Origin of the sequence: Aquipseudomonas guryensis (genome assembly GCF_014164785.1) — a bacterium.
In the GTDB taxonomy this organism is placed as follows: domain Bacteria; phylum Pseudomonadota; class Gammaproteobacteria; order Pseudomonadales; family Pseudomonadaceae; genus Aquipseudomonas; species Aquipseudomonas guryensis.
The window spans coordinates 505,252-520,212 of the sequence record NZ_JACJFN010000004.1 but is presented as its reverse complement, the minus strand read 5'-3'; the positions used below and the strand labels follow the sequence as shown (position 1 = coordinate 520,212).

At 63.8% G+C, this 14,961-nt stretch carries 13 protein-coding genes and 1 tRNA gene; 3 read left to right on the top strand and 11 right to left on the bottom strand.

Features of this window, described 5'->3' with window-relative positions; genetic code table 11:
* Positions 1 to 421: 421 nt before the first annotated feature.
* From H3H45_RS17565 to H3H45_RS17555, 3 genes are all read right to left on the bottom strand, one after another.
* Positions 422 to 1,153: a hypothetical protein gene (locus tag H3H45_RS17565; protein WP_182834983.1), complete on the bottom strand. Its 732-nt coding sequence runs from the start codon at positions 1,151 to 1,153 to the stop codon at positions 422 to 424.
* Position 1,154: 1 nt separating this feature from the next.
* On the bottom strand, positions 1,155 to 2,057 hold the full coding sequence (locus H3H45_RS17560) for an alpha/beta fold hydrolase (protein ID WP_182834982.1): 903 nt from the start codon (positions 2,055 to 2,057) through the stop codon (positions 1,155 to 1,157).
* 117 nt (positions 2,058 to 2,174) lie between these two features.
* Entirely contained in the window at positions 2,175 to 2,975 is an 801-nt protein-coding gene (locus H3H45_RS17555) for an SDR family NAD(P)-dependent oxidoreductase (RefSeq protein ID WP_182834981.1), read from the bottom strand.
* A 133-nt stretch (positions 2,976 to 3,108) separates the two neighbouring features.
* Here H3H45_RS17555 and H3H45_RS17550 point away from each other — a divergent pair, with 133 nt between their 5' ends.
* Positions 3,109 to 4,047, top strand: a complete 939-nt coding sequence (locus H3H45_RS17550; protein WP_182834980.1) for a GlxA family transcriptional regulator — start codon at positions 3,109 to 3,111, stop codon at positions 4,045 to 4,047.
* A gap of 63 nt (positions 4,048 to 4,110) precedes the next feature.
* On the opposite strand, the gene H3H45_RS17545 is transcribed toward H3H45_RS17550, so the two are convergent.
* Positions 4,111 to 5,130, bottom strand: coding sequence for a zinc-dependent alcohol dehydrogenase family protein (locus H3H45_RS17545; protein WP_182834979.1), 1,020 nt, complete (start codon positions 5,128 to 5,130; stop codon positions 4,111 to 4,113).
* Positions 5,131 to 5,237: 107 nt separating this feature from the next.
* Here H3H45_RS17545 and H3H45_RS17540 point away from each other — a divergent pair, with 107 nt between their 5' ends.
* Entirely contained in the window at positions 5,238 to 6,116 is an 879-nt protein-coding gene (locus tag H3H45_RS17540; RefSeq protein WP_182834978.1) for a LysR family transcriptional regulator, read from the top strand.
* Between the two features lie 386 nt (positions 6,117 to 6,502).
* Here H3H45_RS17540 and H3H45_RS17535 read toward each other — a convergent pair.
* Positions 6,503 to 6,579 (bottom strand) — tRNA-Val (locus H3H45_RS17535).
* Between the two features lie 184 nt (positions 6,580 to 6,763).
* Here H3H45_RS17535 and H3H45_RS17530 point away from each other — a divergent pair.
* On the top strand, positions 6,764 to 8,047 hold the full coding sequence (locus tag H3H45_RS17530) for an NAD(P)/FAD-dependent oxidoreductase (RefSeq protein ID WP_182834977.1): 1,284 nt from the start codon (positions 6,764 to 6,766) through the stop codon (positions 8,045 to 8,047).
* A gap of 346 nt (positions 8,048 to 8,393) precedes the next feature.
* Here the strand turns inward: H3H45_RS17530 and pcaD are convergent, their stop codons facing one another.
* The 6 genes from pcaD to H3H45_RS17500 all read right to left on the bottom strand — a co-directional run bounded on the left by pcaD (position 8,394) and on the right by H3H45_RS17500 (position 14,790).
* The gene (gene pcaD, locus H3H45_RS17525; RefSeq protein ID WP_182834976.1) at positions 8,394 to 9,182 is read right to left on the bottom strand and encodes a 3-oxoadipate enol-lactonase; all 789 of its coding nucleotides are present in this window, start codon (positions 9,180 to 9,182) and stop codon (positions 8,394 to 8,396) included.
* Positions 9,183 to 9,195: 13 nt separating this feature from the next.
* Entirely contained in the window at positions 9,196 to 10,401 is a 1,206-nt protein-coding gene (pcaF, locus tag H3H45_RS17520) for a 3-oxoadipyl-CoA thiolase (protein ID WP_182834975.1), read from the bottom strand.
* Positions 10,398 to 11,180, bottom strand: coding sequence for a CoA-transferase subunit beta (locus tag H3H45_RS17515; RefSeq protein ID WP_182834974.1), 783 nt, complete (start codon positions 11,178 to 11,180; stop codon positions 10,398 to 10,400). The genes pcaF and H3H45_RS17515 overlap by 4 nt, the downstream gene beginning before the upstream one ends.
* Positions 11,180 to 12,028 carry a CoA transferase subunit A gene (locus tag H3H45_RS17510; RefSeq protein ID WP_182834973.1) on the bottom strand — a complete coding sequence of 283 codons (849 nt, stop codon included), beginning with the start codon at positions 12,026 to 12,028 and terminating at the stop codon, positions 11,180 to 11,182. Before H3H45_RS17510 ends, H3H45_RS17515 begins: the two co-directional genes overlap by 1 nt.
* A 186-nt stretch (positions 12,029 to 12,214) precedes the next feature.
* Positions 12,215 to 13,495 (bottom strand): OprD family porin, encoded by a 1,281-nt coding sequence (locus H3H45_RS17505; protein WP_182834972.1) that lies wholly within the window; start codon positions 13,493 to 13,495, stop codon positions 12,215 to 12,217.
* Positions 13,496 to 13,584: 89 nt separating this feature from the next.
* On the bottom strand, positions 13,585 to 14,790 hold the full coding sequence (locus tag H3H45_RS17500) for a benzoate/H(+) symporter BenE family transporter (RefSeq protein ID WP_182834971.1): 1,206 nt from the start codon (positions 14,788 to 14,790) through the stop codon (positions 13,585 to 13,587).
* Between the last annotated feature and the right edge of the window lie 171 nt (positions 14,791 to 14,961).

Genomic DNA, 14,961 nt, shown 5'->3' with positions numbered 1-14,961 from the left:
CAATCACAAGAGCCCGATTACGAAGTGGCTAGCATACAGGCGGATTGAAAATACCCTTTCAGCCTGTTAATGGCAGCCATTCTAAAAACATAAGTTATTGATATTAAAGGTAAATAACTACCTCTAAATACCAACAAAGGGCGCACTCTACCACAAAGAGCCGCGATCCTGATGCTGGATTTACGCGCAACGGCGACCCCGACCGTGCAGCTCCAGCAAGGCGCCAGCCCATCGCACAATGGCGCGAGCGATCACCAAGCAGATCAAGACTATTCGTCTCACCGCATTATCAAGGCATGCAAGTCATGCCACGCGGACAGTTCGGCCAGCAGAGGCTCACCGCAGCCTGACACACTCAAACACCTCAGCCTGCTCCCCTGACTTGCAATGCTCTGCAAGCAAACCAGGTCGCGACCATGGCTTAGGTGAAGCGAACATCGCTGATATCGATCGACACCAGCAGCTCCGCAGCAATGGCCTGGCCGTCTGGCGCTCGTCGATAAGCCCGGCGCTTGCTCGGCATGAACAAGCCACTGGAGCTGACGTAGTCATGCACATATTGGGCAGCCGGAATGGCGCCACTGACGTCGACGCAGTAGTCATGTCGGCGCAAGAGGAAGTCATCGCCGAAATAGAACTCCTGCACCGGGCAGTGGGTCGCGACGTCTGCGGGAAACCGGACCCGCAAGCGCCGCCAACGCTCCGCCCCTTCCTGCCAGGGCTCGACTTCCTCGGCGTGCACCCCGGGCAAGCCAAACAGAAAAGGCATGGTCAGGTAGGACCAGAGCGCATAGCCATTGAAGTAGGCGCGATGCAGGGGGTCCCAGGGGGTCGTTTCGCCATGCCCCAGAAAGGAGCTCCTCGGATTGAGCCGCTCAGCCACCAGCTGTCCTTCGACTGTCTCGATAGCGATGCGCTCGGGGGAATAGGCCGTACGCTGATTAGGGGCGCCGAAAGGCATCAGCGAGGCGCGCTGCTCGTGCAGCCAGACCGACATCTGCCGCGCCTGGCTGTCCTGCTTCATACCCTTCATTCCCCACAAACCACCACCACTGGTGATACTGGCCTCGACTCGGCTGAATTGACGCCAGCGGTCGAGACCACCATGGGCGTCCAGTACCTGCTGCAGCAGTTCAGATTTCTGATGGTTCATCTCATTGCCCTCTTGCAGAAGCTGATTGCCCGAGCACCGCCCTGATCCGCGCGGCGATGGGTTGACAGTGGGTTTCCAGGGCGAAGTGCCCGGTTTCCAGCAACTCGACCACCGCGTGCGGTACGTCGCGGGCGAACGCCTCAGCACCAGAAGGGAGGAAGAACGGGTCATTGCGCCCCCAGATGACCAGTACCGGAAAGCTGCCCTGGCGCAGCCAGGCCTGGAAAGCCGGGTACTGATCTATGTTGTTGGCGTAGTCGAGGATCAGATCGAGCTGGATGTCTTTATTGCCTGGCCGCTCGAGCAGGCTGCTGTCGAGCATGATGGCTTCCGGCGCGATCAACTCCGGGTCGGGAACACCGGCGAGGTACTGCCAGCGGGTGGCATCGGCACTCAGCAGGCCGTCGCGGATGGCCTGCCGGTTGGCGGGCGAAGGATCGGACCAGTACGCCCGCACCGGCGCCCAAGCCTCGCTCAGTCCTTCCTCGTAGGCATTACCGTTCTGTGAAACCAGGCCGGTTATCCGCTGCGGCTGCAACAGCGCCAGGCGCAGCCCTACGGGCGCTCCATAGTCGAACAGATAGAGCGCATAGCGCTGCAGCCCCAGCGCGCAGGTGAAGGCGGCCAGGGTGCCGGCGATCTGCTCGAAGCTGTAGACATAGCCACGCTCGGCGGGCACCTGGGTGAAACCGAAGCCGGGAAAGTCGGGAGCAACTACATGGAAGTGCTCAGCCAGCAGCGGCAGCAAATGGCGGAACTGATGCGAGGAACTTGGAAAGCCATGGAGCAGAAGCAAGGTCGGTAGCTCAGGCTGCCCGGCCTCGCGATAGAAGATGTGTACGCCATCAACCTCGGCGTAGCGATGGCGTACGACTGTCGGGGGCAAGGCGCTTGCTTGGTTCATGACAGATCACCTGACGGGGTCGTAGTCGCAGACATTTCGGCACCTCATGATGCTTGGTGAGCCAACCTGGGGATGACAGACGACAAACACTCTGCCGCCTGCACCGATCATCCTTGCTCAGTCGCGGCGATAGCGTTCGGCTACCGACTGGCGGGATAGATTGGGCAGCAGCTTCTGCCGTGCGGCCTCATAAGCCTGCCAATCAGCCAATTCGGGCAGCGATGGAAGGGTGAACAGCTCCCCTTGGTCAAAACCGGCCAGTGCCGCATCCACCAGGTCTGCTGGCTGCATCACGATCTGACTCGGCAAGGCCTCCAGCGGAGTCCCGGCGACCGCCCAGAAGTCGGTGGCAATAGCCCCGGGAACGACGGCCTGGATTTGCACGCCCTTGCCGGCCAGCTCGTGATGCAGCGATTGGCTGAAGGCCAGCACGAATGCCTTGCTTGCGCCATACACCCCGTTGAGGATCTCCGGGGCAATCCCAACGATCGAAGCAATGTTGATGATCGCACCCCGGCCACGCGCGACGAATCCCGGTGCGGCGGCATAGGCCAGGCGGGTCAACGCGGTCACGTTCAGTTCGATCATGCGGGTCATCGCCTCCACATCCGAATCGAGCAATGCGGAGGTCGCGCCGACTCCCGCGTTGTTGACCAGCAGCGAGATGTCATCCTGCTTGCGCAGCAACTGCTCCACCCTCGCCAGCTCCGCCTGGTCGCCCAGATCGGCGACCAGCACCTCGACCTGGCGGCCAGTCTCTTCTCTCAGACGCTGAGCCAGAAGATCCAGACGCTGCTGCGAGCGTGCCACCAGAATCAGGTCATAGCCGCGGCGGGCCAGTCGTTCGGCGTAGAGCGCCCCGATACCGGACGAGGCGCCCGTGATCAATGCGCTGCCATGGGAAGTCTGAGTAGTCATAAGGGTTTCTCCTGAGGCATTTGCGAGGTTGTTGAATAGAAGCCTTGAGGAGAGATTAACCAGCCTTGATAGCGGCTCAAATGTCATATATACGTCTTTTTAGGACACAGCTCCAAACAGGTCAGAGAGACACATGCATCGCGTAGGTTTTGTCGTTTTCCCCAACTTTCAGGTCATGAGCCTGGCGATCGTTTCGGCCTTCGAAATGGCCAACATCGCCGTCGGCGAGGCCTTCTACGGCATTCGTCTGTTATCCGAACATGGCGGCCCGGTACGTACCTCCGCCGGTTTTGCGGTTGAAACCGAGCCGCTTGGCAAAAGCGCGCTGGATACGCTGGTGGTCAGCGCCGCAACCTACATCCATCCGGCATCGCCGGGGTTGCTGGACTATGTGCGCCAGTCAGTCAGCACCTCACGGCGGGTCGCAGCCCCCTGCACCGGGGCCTTTACCCTGGCAGAGGCTGGCGTCCTCGATGGCCGCCAGGCCACCACGCACTGGTTCTTTGCCAACGATCTGCAAAAGCGCTTCCCTGCCGTGCGCCTGGAGGAAGACCGTATCTTCATCGTCGACGGCAATGTCTGGACATCGGCCGGCATGACCGCAGTCGTCGATCTGGCACTGGCGATGATCGAGCAGGATCTCGGTCCCGAGGTTGCCCGCGGCGTAGCCAAGAGCCTCGTCGTCTACCATCGCCGCGCTGGGGGGCAGTCCCAGTTCTCCGCGCTGTCGAAGCTGAAGCCGAAGTCCGACCGCATCCAGAAAGCACTGGACTACGCCAAGAAGAACCTGCAGAGCCGCCTGGCGGTGGACGAACTCGCCGAAGCCGCCAATCTCAGCACCCGCCAGTTCAGCCGAGCCTTCCGGGACGAAACCGGTCAATCGCCGGCCAAGGCGGTCGAGAGCCTGCGCCTCGAGGCCGCGCGCCTGCTCATCGAAAAAGGCCGCCTGTCGATGGATCGGATTGCCGTGGAAACCGGTTTTGTTGACCGGGAAAGGATGCGCAAGGCCTTTCTCAGAGCCTTTGGGCAGCCGCCACAGATGCTCAGGCGCGCCTCCCGAACCGAACCATAGCCGGCGCATGCAGCTCCCAGCTTGCCTGCGGCCGCACATCTGCGCAGCCGCAGGCAAGCTGGGTCAGGCCGGGTCGGCAGAAAGACCGGCCAGCAACTCGATAACCGTCTTACCCTGGCCACCCCCCTGCACAACCTGGCGTAAAGCTTCGTTGGCCGCATTCAGCCCGTAGCGCTGCGGATCCATTCGGATGCTCAATTGCCCCGCATCGGCCAGCGCCGCAGCCTCGCGCAGGATGGCGCCGTGGTGCTCGCGCCCCCGGCCGGACAGCAACGGCAGCAGGGTGAAAATGCCCGAATAGGTGGCGCCCTTGAACGACAGCGGCGCCAGGCTGTGTTGTCCCCAGCCCAGACAGCTGAGTACATGCCCGGTGTAGGACTTCACCGAGCGAAATGCGGCGTCCAGCGTAGTGCCGCCGACTGTGTCGTAGACGATGTCGAAGCCTTCCCCGGCCGTATAGCGCTCGACATAATCCTCCACGACCTCATTCTGGTAGTCGATGGCCGTGGCTCCCAGCGCACGAATGAAATCGAGACTGGCGGCCGAGCCGGTGGCGTAAACTTCGGCGCCTCGGGCCCTGGCCAGCTGCACGACCATCTGGCCAACCCCGCCAGCACCGCCATGCACCAGTACGCGCTGACCGGCACGCACATTGGCGCGATCCACCAAGCCCTCCCATGCCGTGATGAATACCAGAGGCACTGCCGCGGCCTCGCGCATGCTCAGCTGCCGCGGCTTCGGTGCAATCAGGCGGGCATCGACGGCGATATAGTCGGCCATGCTGCCCTGGGCACCGCCGATCCCACCAGCCATGCCAAAGACCTCATCGCCTGGTGCGAAATTTTCAACCCCGGCTCCCAGCTCGACAACCGTACCGGCCAGATCCAGGCCAAGCACGGCGGGCAACGCCTGGCGAGCATGCGCCGCCGCTCCGGCGGCGATCTTGCCATCGAGCGGGTTGAGCCCCGCGGCATGCACCCTGACCAGGACCTGCCCCCTGGCAGGCACCGGGCGGTCAATGCTGCGCACGACCAGAGGGGCCTGGGCGGATTCGGCGATGGCGGCAAGCATGGTGTTATTCATGATGGTGAACCCTGAGAGATTGGACACCTGCAGATTGCCGTCACCCCAGCATTCCGATAAGAAGCTAAAAGTGCATATCACCTATTCCGGAAAGAGGCCTATTGCCGATGGATCTGTTCGACAGCATGCGCATCTTCGTCCGTGTCGTGGAGCGCGGCTCGTTCTCCGCGGTAGCTCGCGAGCGCAACCTCGGGCAACCGGCGGTGAGCAAGCAGATCCGGGCCCTGGAGCAGCATCTCGGCGGGCCGCTGTTCGTCCGCAGCACCCGACATTTGGCCCTCACCGATCAGGGTCAGAGGTTCTACGAACACAGCCAGGACATTCTCGCCAACCTGGAAAGCGCCACGCTGAGCTTCGCCAGCGGCCAGGAACAGATCGCCGGGCAACTGCGCATTGCCGCGCCCGTAAGTTACGGACGGCTGTGCATCGCACCGCGGATAGGCATGTTTCTGCAGCGTCATCCTGAGGTGCGGATCGACTTCAGACTTAGCGATCACAACGAAGATCTGCTCAAGGAAGATATCGACCTGGCCATCCGTATCGGCGTGCTGCGCAATGAAGGCCTGGTGGCGGCACCTCTGGGAACCAGCGCACGCCGGGTCTACGCAGCGCCGTCCTATCTGGCACGGCATGGCGTACCGCGCACGCCATGCGAACTGAGTGGCCACAACTGCATCGGCTTCACCTTGCTGGAGCACTACGACAGCTGGCACTTCAGCCGTGGCGCAGAGGAGTTCGAGGTTGCCATCAGGGGCAACATGACCAGCAACAGCAGCGAGGCCATCCGCGAAATGGTCCTCTCCGGCCTGGGAATCTCCCTATCTCCCGAATGGCTGTTCGCGGCCGATCTCGAACAAGGCAAGGTTGCCACCGTGCTGGACGATTATCGGACCAGAGCACTGCCCATTCACGCCGTGTTCAGCGCCGAGCGGCGACGTTCGGCACGGACGATGGCCTTCGTCGACTTTCTACGGGAGCAGCTCTGAACGTGGGCGACGTTTCGGCTGTTCGCCTTGACGCCTACCTTGCTGCGCAACTGCGCGACCAAACAGGCCTGCGACACACCAGCGATAGCGGCCAACTCAGACACCGACAAGCTGCACTTCGGCTGGTCGAGATCTGCCCGTCATGAAATCCGGACATTAGGCACTTGGCTGAACGTGCAGCACGGCTACAGTCAGGGATATATCCAAGCTCTGCTGAGCAGATGACGGAGCACTATCGAGCGGATCAGGGCAGAAAAGTCGCGTGAGCAGTACGAGTAAGCGCAGGCCAAGAGCCTGAACTGCCACTTCGCTTTCCCACAATCGCCCAAACAAAAAAGGCGATCCTTTCGGATCGCCTTCTAAGCCCCGTGCAGTACGGGTTTGTTTGGTAGGCACAATTGGATTCGAACCAACGACCCCCACCATGTCAAGGTGGTGCTCTAACCAACTGAGCTATGTGCCTGCAATGGCCGCGCATTTTACGGATAAGCGCATGACTGTCAACACCTTTTCAGCTAAGTAGCTGAAAAAGTGGCTTTTTTGTCTTTGACACGAAACGTTAAAAATTTTGCACAGAGGCTAGCCGGGCATTTTCAAGTCGAGTAGCATCCCCTCATTCGTAAAAAATAAAGAACAAAGGTTCCAATATGACGCACACCCCCTACCCCCAGTCCTACTACGCCGCTTCCGCCAATCCGGTTCCTGCACGCCCAGAACTGCAAGGCGAGACGGAAACCGATGTGTGCATCATCGGTGCCGGCTACACCGGTCTGTCGACTGCGCTGTTCTTGCTGGAGAACGGCTTCAAAGTGACCGTACTGGAAGCCGCCAAAGTCGGCTTCGGCGCATCCGGGCGTAACGGCGGGCAGATCGTCAACAGCTATAGCCGCGATATCGACGTGATCGAGCGCACTGTCGGCCCCAAGCAGGCACAGTTGCTCGGCCAGATGGCCTTCGAAGGCGGCCGCATCATTCGTGAGCGCATCGCCAAGTACAACATCCAGTGCGACCTGAAGGACGGTGGCGTCTTCGCTGCCAACACGCCCAAGCACATGAAGCACCTGGAGTCGCAGAAGAAGCTGTGGGAGCGCTACGGCCATACCCAGCTGGAACTGATGGACGCCAAGCGCATCCGCGAAGTGGTCGGCACCGACGCTTATGTTGGCGGCATGCTCGACATGAGCGGCGGCCATATCCACCCGCTCAACCTGGCCCTCGGTGAAGCCGCTGCGGTCGAGTCGCTGGGCGGCGTGATCCACGAACAATCGCCAGCCATTCGCGTCGAGCGTGGCGCCAACCCGGTGGTGCACACCCCGAACGGCCGTGTCAAAGCCAAGTTCGTGGTGGTTGCCGGTAACGCCTACCTGGGCAACCTGCTGCCGGAGCTGTCAGCCAAGTCGATGCCATGTGGCACCCAGGTGATCACCACCGAGCCGCTGGCCGATGACGTGGCCAAGAGCCTGTTGCCGCAGGACTACTGCGTCGAGGACTGCAATTATCTGCTCGACTACTATCGTCTGTCCGGCGACAAACGCCTGATCTTCGGTGGCGGCGTGGTCTACGGTGCCCGCGATCCGGCGAACATCGAGGCAATTATCCGTCCGAAGCTGCTCAAGACCTTCCCGCAGCTGAAAAACGTGAAGATCGACTACGCCTGGACCGGCAACTTCCTGCTGACCCTGTCGCGCCTGCCGCAGGTCGGCCGCATCGGCGACAACATCTACTACTCGCAAGGTTGCAGCGGCCACGGCGTGACCTACACCCACCTGGCCGGCAAGGTGCTGGCGGAAATGCTGCGCGGCCAAGCCGAGCGCTTCGACGCCTTCGCCGACCTGCCGCACTACCCGTTCCCGGGTGGTCGTCTGTTCCAGGTCCCGTTCAGTGCCATCGGCGCCTGGTACTACACCCTGCGTGACAAGTTCGGTATCTGATACGTGCTGTGATCAAGGCCCGAAACGCTCCGTTTCGGGCCTTTTTGTTGGGTGCGCCATGAGCACCAAGCATCCATGTACGGGCCTGTAGTGCACACCTATGCCCCGATTGAACAGCAATAGCGGCATGCACCAGGAGCTCGGGTTCGGCTGAACTCAGCTGGAGCCTGGCCTCCCGCAGCTCGCGCTCGGGCTGCTGCGCGGTGAGTAACGTCAGGGCCGCTTGCAGGCTATGCGGGACTTGCAGCCAGAGCAACTCAAGCCCAGGACCGAACCGTGACGATCCGCTCTTACCGCAGCAAACCCGCACAGCCCTGAAAAGCCACCGCTGCCCCGGCAGGATTGCTCATGCGGCCAGGAAGTCGAGCACCTGGTGGGTGAACCGCTCGCCAACCTCGACGTTGGACAAATGCGCAGCATGGAACTCGACCAACTCGGCGCCACGGATATGCGCCTGCAGGAAGCGCCCGTGCTCCAGCGTAGTCACCACATCGGCCGTGCCGCAGACGATCAGGGTCGGTGCCGTGATCGTCGCGACCTGCTCACGGAAATCGGCATCGCGCACCGCCGCGCAGTTGGCGGCATAGCCCTGGGGCGAGGTAGCGGCGAGCATGCCGACCACCGACTCCACCTTGGCCGGCTCGGCCGCAACAAACTCCGGAGTAAACCAGCGGGCGATGGAGGCATCACGTAGCGCCTGCATGGCCGTCTGGCCGTCACGCATTACAGTGTCGATACGCGGGTTCCACACTTCCGGGCTGCCGATCTTCGCCGCGGTGTTGCACAGCACCAGGCGCTGGATGCGCTGCAGTGCGTTGATCGCCAGCCACTGGCCGATCAGGCCGCCCATGGACAGGCCACAGAAGCTGAACGCCTGGATATCCAGGGCATCAGCCAGGGCCAGCACATCGCGGCCCAGTTGCTCGATGTTGTAAGGGCCGGGCGTTACCAGCGACTGGCCATGGCCGCGGGTGTCGTAGCGCAGCACACGAAAATGCTGACTGAAGGCAGGCACCTGGGCATCCCACATATGCAGGTCGGTGCCCAGGGAGTTGGACAGCACCAGCACCGGCGCACCGGCCGGGCCATCGAGCTGGTAGTTCAGGTCGCCATCAGCAAGAGCAATCACAGGCACGTCGTTTTCCTCTTCAAACACGTTGAATGGCCAGGGCCAGACCCTGGCCAACGCCGACGCACATGGTCGCCAGGCCGAGCCGGCCACCGGATTTTTCCAGCTGATGCAGAGCAGTCTGCACCAGGCGCGCGCCACTGGCACCCAGCGGGTGGCCGAGGGCGATGGCGCCGCCATTGGGGTTGACCTTGTCGCTGTCGTCGGCCAAGCCCAGTTCGCGGGTCACGGCCAGCCCCTGGGCGGCAAAGGCTTCGTTGAGTTCGATCACGCCGAAGTCATGGATGCTGATTTTCAGCCTCTCGAGCAGCTTGCGCACCGCCGGCACCGGGCCGATGCCCATTACCCGTGGCGCCACGCCGGCGCTGGCCATGCCCAGCACCTTGGCGCGGGCGGTCAGACCATATTTCTGCACCGCATCGCTGGAGGCCAGTATCAGCGCCACAGCGCCGTCGTTGACTCCCGAGGCGTTGCCGGCGGTGACGGTCTTGCCCTCGCCATTGACCGGCTTAAGCTTGCTAAGTGTTTCAAGGGTGGTGTCCGGGCGCAGATGTTCGTCCTGCTCGATGACCGTATCGCCCTTCTTGCCCTTGATCACCACCGGGACGATTTCCTCGGCGAAGAAGCCCTCGGCCTGGGCGCGCCCGGCACGCTGCTGGCTGCGCAGGGCGAAAGCGTCCTGGTCGGCGCGGCTGACCAGGTAATCGTCGGCCACGTTGTCGGCGGTCTGCGGCATGGCGTCCACACCGTACTGCGCCTTCATCAGCGGGTTGATGAAACGCCAGCCGATGGTGGTGTCCTCAATCTTCTGGTTGCGACTCCAGACACTGTCGGCCTTGCCCATCACATAGGGCGCACGCGACATCGACTCGACGCCGCCGGCCAGGGCCAGCTCCATCTCACCAGCGGCGATGGCGCGAAACGCCGTGCCCACTGCATCCATGCCCGAGGCACAGAGGCGGTTCAGGGTCACACCTGGGATGCTCTCCGGCAGGCCCGCCAGCAGCAAAGCCATACGCGCGACGTTGCGGTTGTCCTCGCCGGCCTGGTTGGCGCAGCCCATAAAGACTTCATCGATGGCCGTCAGATCCAGGCCTGGATTGCGCTCGATAAGGGCCTTGAGCGGGATGGCCGCCAGGTCGTCGGCGCGCACCGCTGCCAGGCCGCCGCCGAAGCGGCCGATCGGCGTGCGGATGGCATCGCAGATGAAGACGTCGCGGCTCATTCATCACCCCCAGCCTGGCCGTGGGCGGCGGCGGTACGTGCTTCCAGGGCGCGCAGCGCTTCCAGCTCAAAGGCCTCGGGCGCCGAGGTCTCGGCCACCTGCGCGGCGAAGCGGATCGGCCAGCCGGTGGCGGCGATGATCTGCTCGCGGCTTACGCCCGGGTGGATCGAGGTGACCACGAATTCCTTGCTGCCGGCTTCCGGCTCCATGATGCACAGGTCGGTGATGATCGCCACCGGGCCGGCACCGGGCAGGCCCAGCTGCTGGCGATGCTCGCCGCCTTCGCCATGGCCGACCGAGGTGATGAAGGCCAGCTTGTCGACGAAGGTACGGTGGCCCTGCTTGAGGATGATGAACACCTTCTTCGCCGAACCGGCGATCTCCGGCGCGCCGCCGGCACCCGGCAGGCGCACTTTCGGGTTGTGGTAGTCGCCGATAACCGTGGTGTTGATGTTGCCGAACCTGTCGACCTGGGCCGCGCCGAGAAAGCCGACGTCGATACGCCCGCCCTGCAGCCAGTAGCGGAAGATCTCGCCAGTGGGCACCACGGTGTCGGCGGTCTCGGCCAGTTCACCGTCACCGATGGACAGCGGCAGCACGCTGGGCTTGGCGCCGATCGGGCCGGATTCGTAGATCAGGGTCACGTCTGGGGCGTGGGTCAGGCGCGCCAGGTTGGCCGCCTTGGACGGCAGGCCGATGCCGACGAAAGTCACATCGCTGTTGCCGAGACGGCGCGAGGCAGCCACGGTCATCATTTCATTGGTGCTGTAGGCGCTCATCAGTTGGCCTCCGCGAGCTTGGCTTGGTAGGCGGCGAAATCGGCAGTGCCACGGATATAGGTGTCGATCCAGGCAGTGAAGCGGTCGCGGTCGCGGGCAATCGGGTCCCAGGCCTGGTAGAAGCGGTTGTCGCGCTCGTAGTAGCCGTGGGCATAGGACGGATGCGCGCCGCCCGGCACCAGACACACGGCGCTCAGCACCCAGCCCGGCAGCACGCAGGCGTTCATCGGCGCATTGAGCTCGTCGACGATCTCCTCAACTGTGACGATGCAGCGCTTGGCGGCCAGGGCAGCTTCCTTCTGCACGCCGAGGATGCCCTGGATCAGCACATTGCCCTTGCGGTCGGCCTTCTGCGCGTGGATCACGGTGACGTCCGGGCGCACGCTGGGCACGGCGGCCAGCTTCTCGCCGGTGAACGGACAGGTAACGCTCTTGATCAGCGGGTTGACCTTGGGCAGGTCTGAGCCGGCGTAGGCGCGCAGCACGGCGAACGGCAAACCCGAGGCGCCGGCCACATAGGCGTTGGCCATATCGGCGTGGCTGTGTTCCTCGATCTCCAGGGCATGCGGCCAGCCCTTCTCCACCGCGTCGCGCAGGCGGTGCAGCGAACCCACGCCGGGGTTGCCGCCCCAGGAGAACACCAGCTTCTTCGCGCAGCCGGCGCCGATCAGCAGGTCATAGACCAGGTCCGGGGTCATGCGGTTGAGGGTCAGATCCTTGCGCCCCTGACGGATGATTTCATGGGCCGCGGCAGTCGGGATCAAGTGGGTGAAGCCTTCGAGGGCGATGCTGTCGCCGTCGTGAACGAAGCGCTGAATGGCTTCGCGCAGGGAGAGGATTTCAGCCATGGGAGTTCTCGTGTGGTTTACGTGGCGCAGGCACGCCGGTGAATAGAAGTTAGCGCCGGGCCTGTGACCAAACAATCCGATAATCGACTATTGGTTCGATAATCGAACAGCTCTGTGTATTTTTCAGCCAAGGGCGTCAGGCCTAGGTGCCTGGCTGGCCGGACCCCAGGTCCGGCCGCCCTCACCTCAAAGCAGGTTCCAGCTGTAGTTAAAGATCAGTCGGTTCTCGTCGATGTCGCTGCGGTAGTTGGAGCGTGCGGTGACGTTGCGCACGCGCACGCCGAGGCCCTTCAGCGCGCCGCTCTGCACCGTGTAGCCAATATCCAGGTCACGCTCGAAGTCCTTGCCCTCATACTGCGGACCGCCACGGTTGGTGGCCTGGGCATCGACATTGTCGCCCTGGATATAACGCACCCCGGCGATCAACCCCGGCACGCCCAGGGCGCTGAAGTCGTAGTCGTAGCGCACCTGCCAGGAACGCTCGTCGGCCGAGGCGAACTCGTAGGTCGGCACCTCGTTGCCCAGCGGCGCGATGTTGGCGAACACCCGCGGGAAGGCGTTGTCGCCGTACATGGCCTGGTAGCCGAGGTAGACGGTGTGACCGCCGTGCTTGGCCGACAGCAGGGAGAAGAACGCCTGGTTGTCGATGTCGCCGAGCAGGCGGTCGCCGTCTTCCTGGGCGTCGTAGTAGCCGAGGTTGGCGCCGAGGGTCCAGGCGCCCAGCGGCTGGCTGTGCTTGAGGCCGAGGAAGCGCTGGTTGTAGATGTCTTCCAACTGGCCGTACCAGGCGCTGGCGGTGCTGCGCGCGGCATTGAAGGCGTAGTCGCCGCCGGCATAGTTGAAGGCATCGCTGACCGCGCCGCGCTGCGGCAGGTGGCCGAGCATGGCGATCATCTGGTCGTCGCCGGCCTCGTTGCGCAGGCTGGTGGAGTTGAGGTGGCCGGCCTGCAGGGTCAGCCCGGCGATCTCGCTGGATGTCAGGTTCACGCCCTGGTAGCTGGGCGGCAGCAGGCGGATATCGGAGAACGCCAGCACCGGCAGGTTCGGCTGCAGATCGCCGACCTTCAGCTCGGTCTTGGACAGGCGCACCTTGCCGGTCACGCCCAAGCGACTGTATTCGTCGGCCGCCTCGCCGTCGTCCTGCACCGGCAGCAGGCCGCTGTTGACCCGCCCACGGCCGCTGTCGAGCTTGATGCCGAGCAGGCCGATGGCGTCCACGCCGAAGCCCAGCGGACCCTCGGTATAGCCGGACTTGAAGTTGAGGATAAAGCCCTGGGCCCACTCCTCCGCCTTGGACTGCTGGTTCGGCCCGACTATGTCGGAGAAGTCGCGGCTGAAGTAGTAGTTGCGCGCCGTGAGGCTGGCAGTGGTGTCTTCGATGAAGCCGCCCTCGCCGGCCGGGCTCAGGCTCGGCAGGCAGGCGGCAATGGCGGTGGACAGCAGGCAAAGGCGTGGGGTGTGCATCATCGTCGTGGTGCTCTTGTTGTTATCGAGGTTGCAGGAATCCGCCCGGCAGCCTCGGGGCGGCCGGTTGCGGGGGTGGATCAGGGCTTGCGTCAGTCGCGCGCGGGCGCGGCGCGCGGCGCCGGTATTGGCGTCCGGCGCAGGCGCAGCAGCAGATGCGCGCCGAGGCCGAACAGCAGGCCCCAGAAGGCCGCCGACAGGCCGAGGAAACTCACCCCGGAGGCTGTCACCAGAAAGGTGAACAGTCCGGCGTCACGCTCGGCGGTCTCGTTCAGGCTGCGCGCCAGCGCCTCGCTGAACGCGCCGTACAGCGCCAGCCCGGCCAAGGCGGCGATCAGCGCCGCGGGAAAGGCGGCGAACAGCGATACCAGGGTGGCGCCGCCGATGCCCAGCGCCAGGTAAGCCAGGCTGCCGACCACCGCGGCCACGTAGCGCCGCTCGGGGTCCTCGTGGGCCTCACGGCCGGTACACAGGCTGGCGGTGACCGCCGCCAGGTTCAGGCCGTGGCAGCCGAACGGCGCCAGCAGCGCGCCACCCAGGGCACTGGCGCCGATAATCGGGCTGGCCGGGGTGGCGTAGCCGGCATTGCGCAGCACCGCCATGCCCGGCATGAACTGCCCGGTGAGCGCCACCAGCACCAGGGGCAGCGCCAGGTTGAGGGTGGCGGCCAGGCTGAACTCCGGGGCGATCCACTGCGGCGTGGCCAGCTGCAGCACCAGCGCCTCGCTGCACAGCTGACCACCGAGCAGGGTCAGCGCAGCGCCCACGAGCAAGACGCCGGCCACCGCGTAGCGTGGCGCCTTGCGACGCAGCAGCAGGTAGGTGACGAACATGCTGACGATCAGCAGTGGCTGTTCGGGCAGCGCCTTGAACACCTCGATGCCGAAGGCGAACAGGATGCCTGCCTGCAGGCCGGCGGCGATGGAGCCGGGCAGCCGGGCGATCAGCCGGTCGAAGCTGCCGCTCAGGGCGATCAGCAGCAGGATCAGGTTGGCCACCAGGTAGGCGCCGATGGCCTGGTTCAGGCCCAGCTCGGGCAAGGCGCCGACCAGCAGCGCGCTGCCGGGGATCGACCAGGCGATCACCACCGGCGTGCGGTAGCGCAGGCTGAGCAAGAGGCCCAGCGCGCCACTGCCGATGGAGATGGCCCAGACCCAGGACGACAGCAGCGCCTGCGACAGGCCGGCGCTTTCCGCGGCATGGAAGATCAGCACCAGCGGCCCGGCGTAGGAGATGGTGGTGGCGAGCAGCCCGGCCACCAGGGCGGGCAGGCTGAAGTCGTTGAGCAGGGCTTTCATGGTCCCTCGCAAGGTAAACATGGCGTTCCTTTGGAAACGCTCTTGTTGTTTGTTATGAGCCACCCACTCAAAGGGAGAAGTGACGGTACGGCTCATATCAGCGCACGGGCGCTTTGCTCCCCTCGCCCATTCATGGGAGAGGGGTCGGGGGAGAGGGAGACAAGCAGCACC

Bases quoted from the DNA above. Each gene is read 5' to 3' on its own strand.
- H3H45_RS17545 (WP_182834979.1), bottom strand. From the start codon at position 5,130: ATGAATAACACCATGCTTGCCGCCATCGCCGAATCCGCCCAGGCCCCT.
- H3H45_RS17515 (WP_182834974.1), bottom strand. From the start codon at position 11,180: ATGAGCGCCTACAGCACCAATGAAATGATGACCGTGGCTGCCTCGCGC.
- H3H45_RS17530 (WP_182834977.1), top strand. From the start codon at position 6,764: ATGACGCACACCCCCTACCCCCAGTCCTACTACGCCGCTTCCGCCAAT.
- H3H45_RS17505 (WP_182834972.1), bottom strand. From the start codon at position 13,495: ATGATGCACACCCCACGCCTTTGCCTGCTGTCCACCGCCATTGCCGCC.
- H3H45_RS17560 (WP_182834982.1), bottom strand. From the start codon at position 2,057: ATGAACCAAGCAAGCGCCTTGCCCCCGACAGTCGTACGCCATCGCTAC.
- H3H45_RS17550 (WP_182834980.1), top strand. From the start codon at position 3,109: ATGCATCGCGTAGGTTTTGTCGTTTTCCCCAACTTTCAGGTCATGAGC.
- pcaF (WP_182834975.1), bottom strand. From the start codon at position 10,401: ATGAGCCGCGACGTCTTCATCTGCGATGCCATCCGCACGCCGATCGGC.
- H3H45_RS17565 (WP_182834983.1), bottom strand. From the start codon at position 1,153: ATGAACCATCAGAAATCTGAACTGCTGCAGCAGGTACTGGACGCCCAT.
- H3H45_RS17555 (WP_182834981.1), bottom strand. From the start codon at position 2,975: ATGACTACTCAGACTTCCCATGGCAGCGCATTGATCACGGGCGCCTCG.
- H3H45_RS17540 (WP_182834978.1), top strand. From the start codon at position 5,238: ATGGATCTGTTCGACAGCATGCGCATCTTCGTCCGTGTCGTGGAGCGC.
- H3H45_RS17500 (WP_182834971.1), bottom strand. From the start codon at position 14,790: ATGAAAGCCCTGCTCAACGACTTCAGCCTGCCCGCCCTGGTGGCCGGG.
- H3H45_RS17510 (WP_182834973.1), bottom strand. From the start codon at position 12,028: ATGGCTGAAATCCTCTCCCTGCGCGAAGCCATTCAGCGCTTCGTTCAC.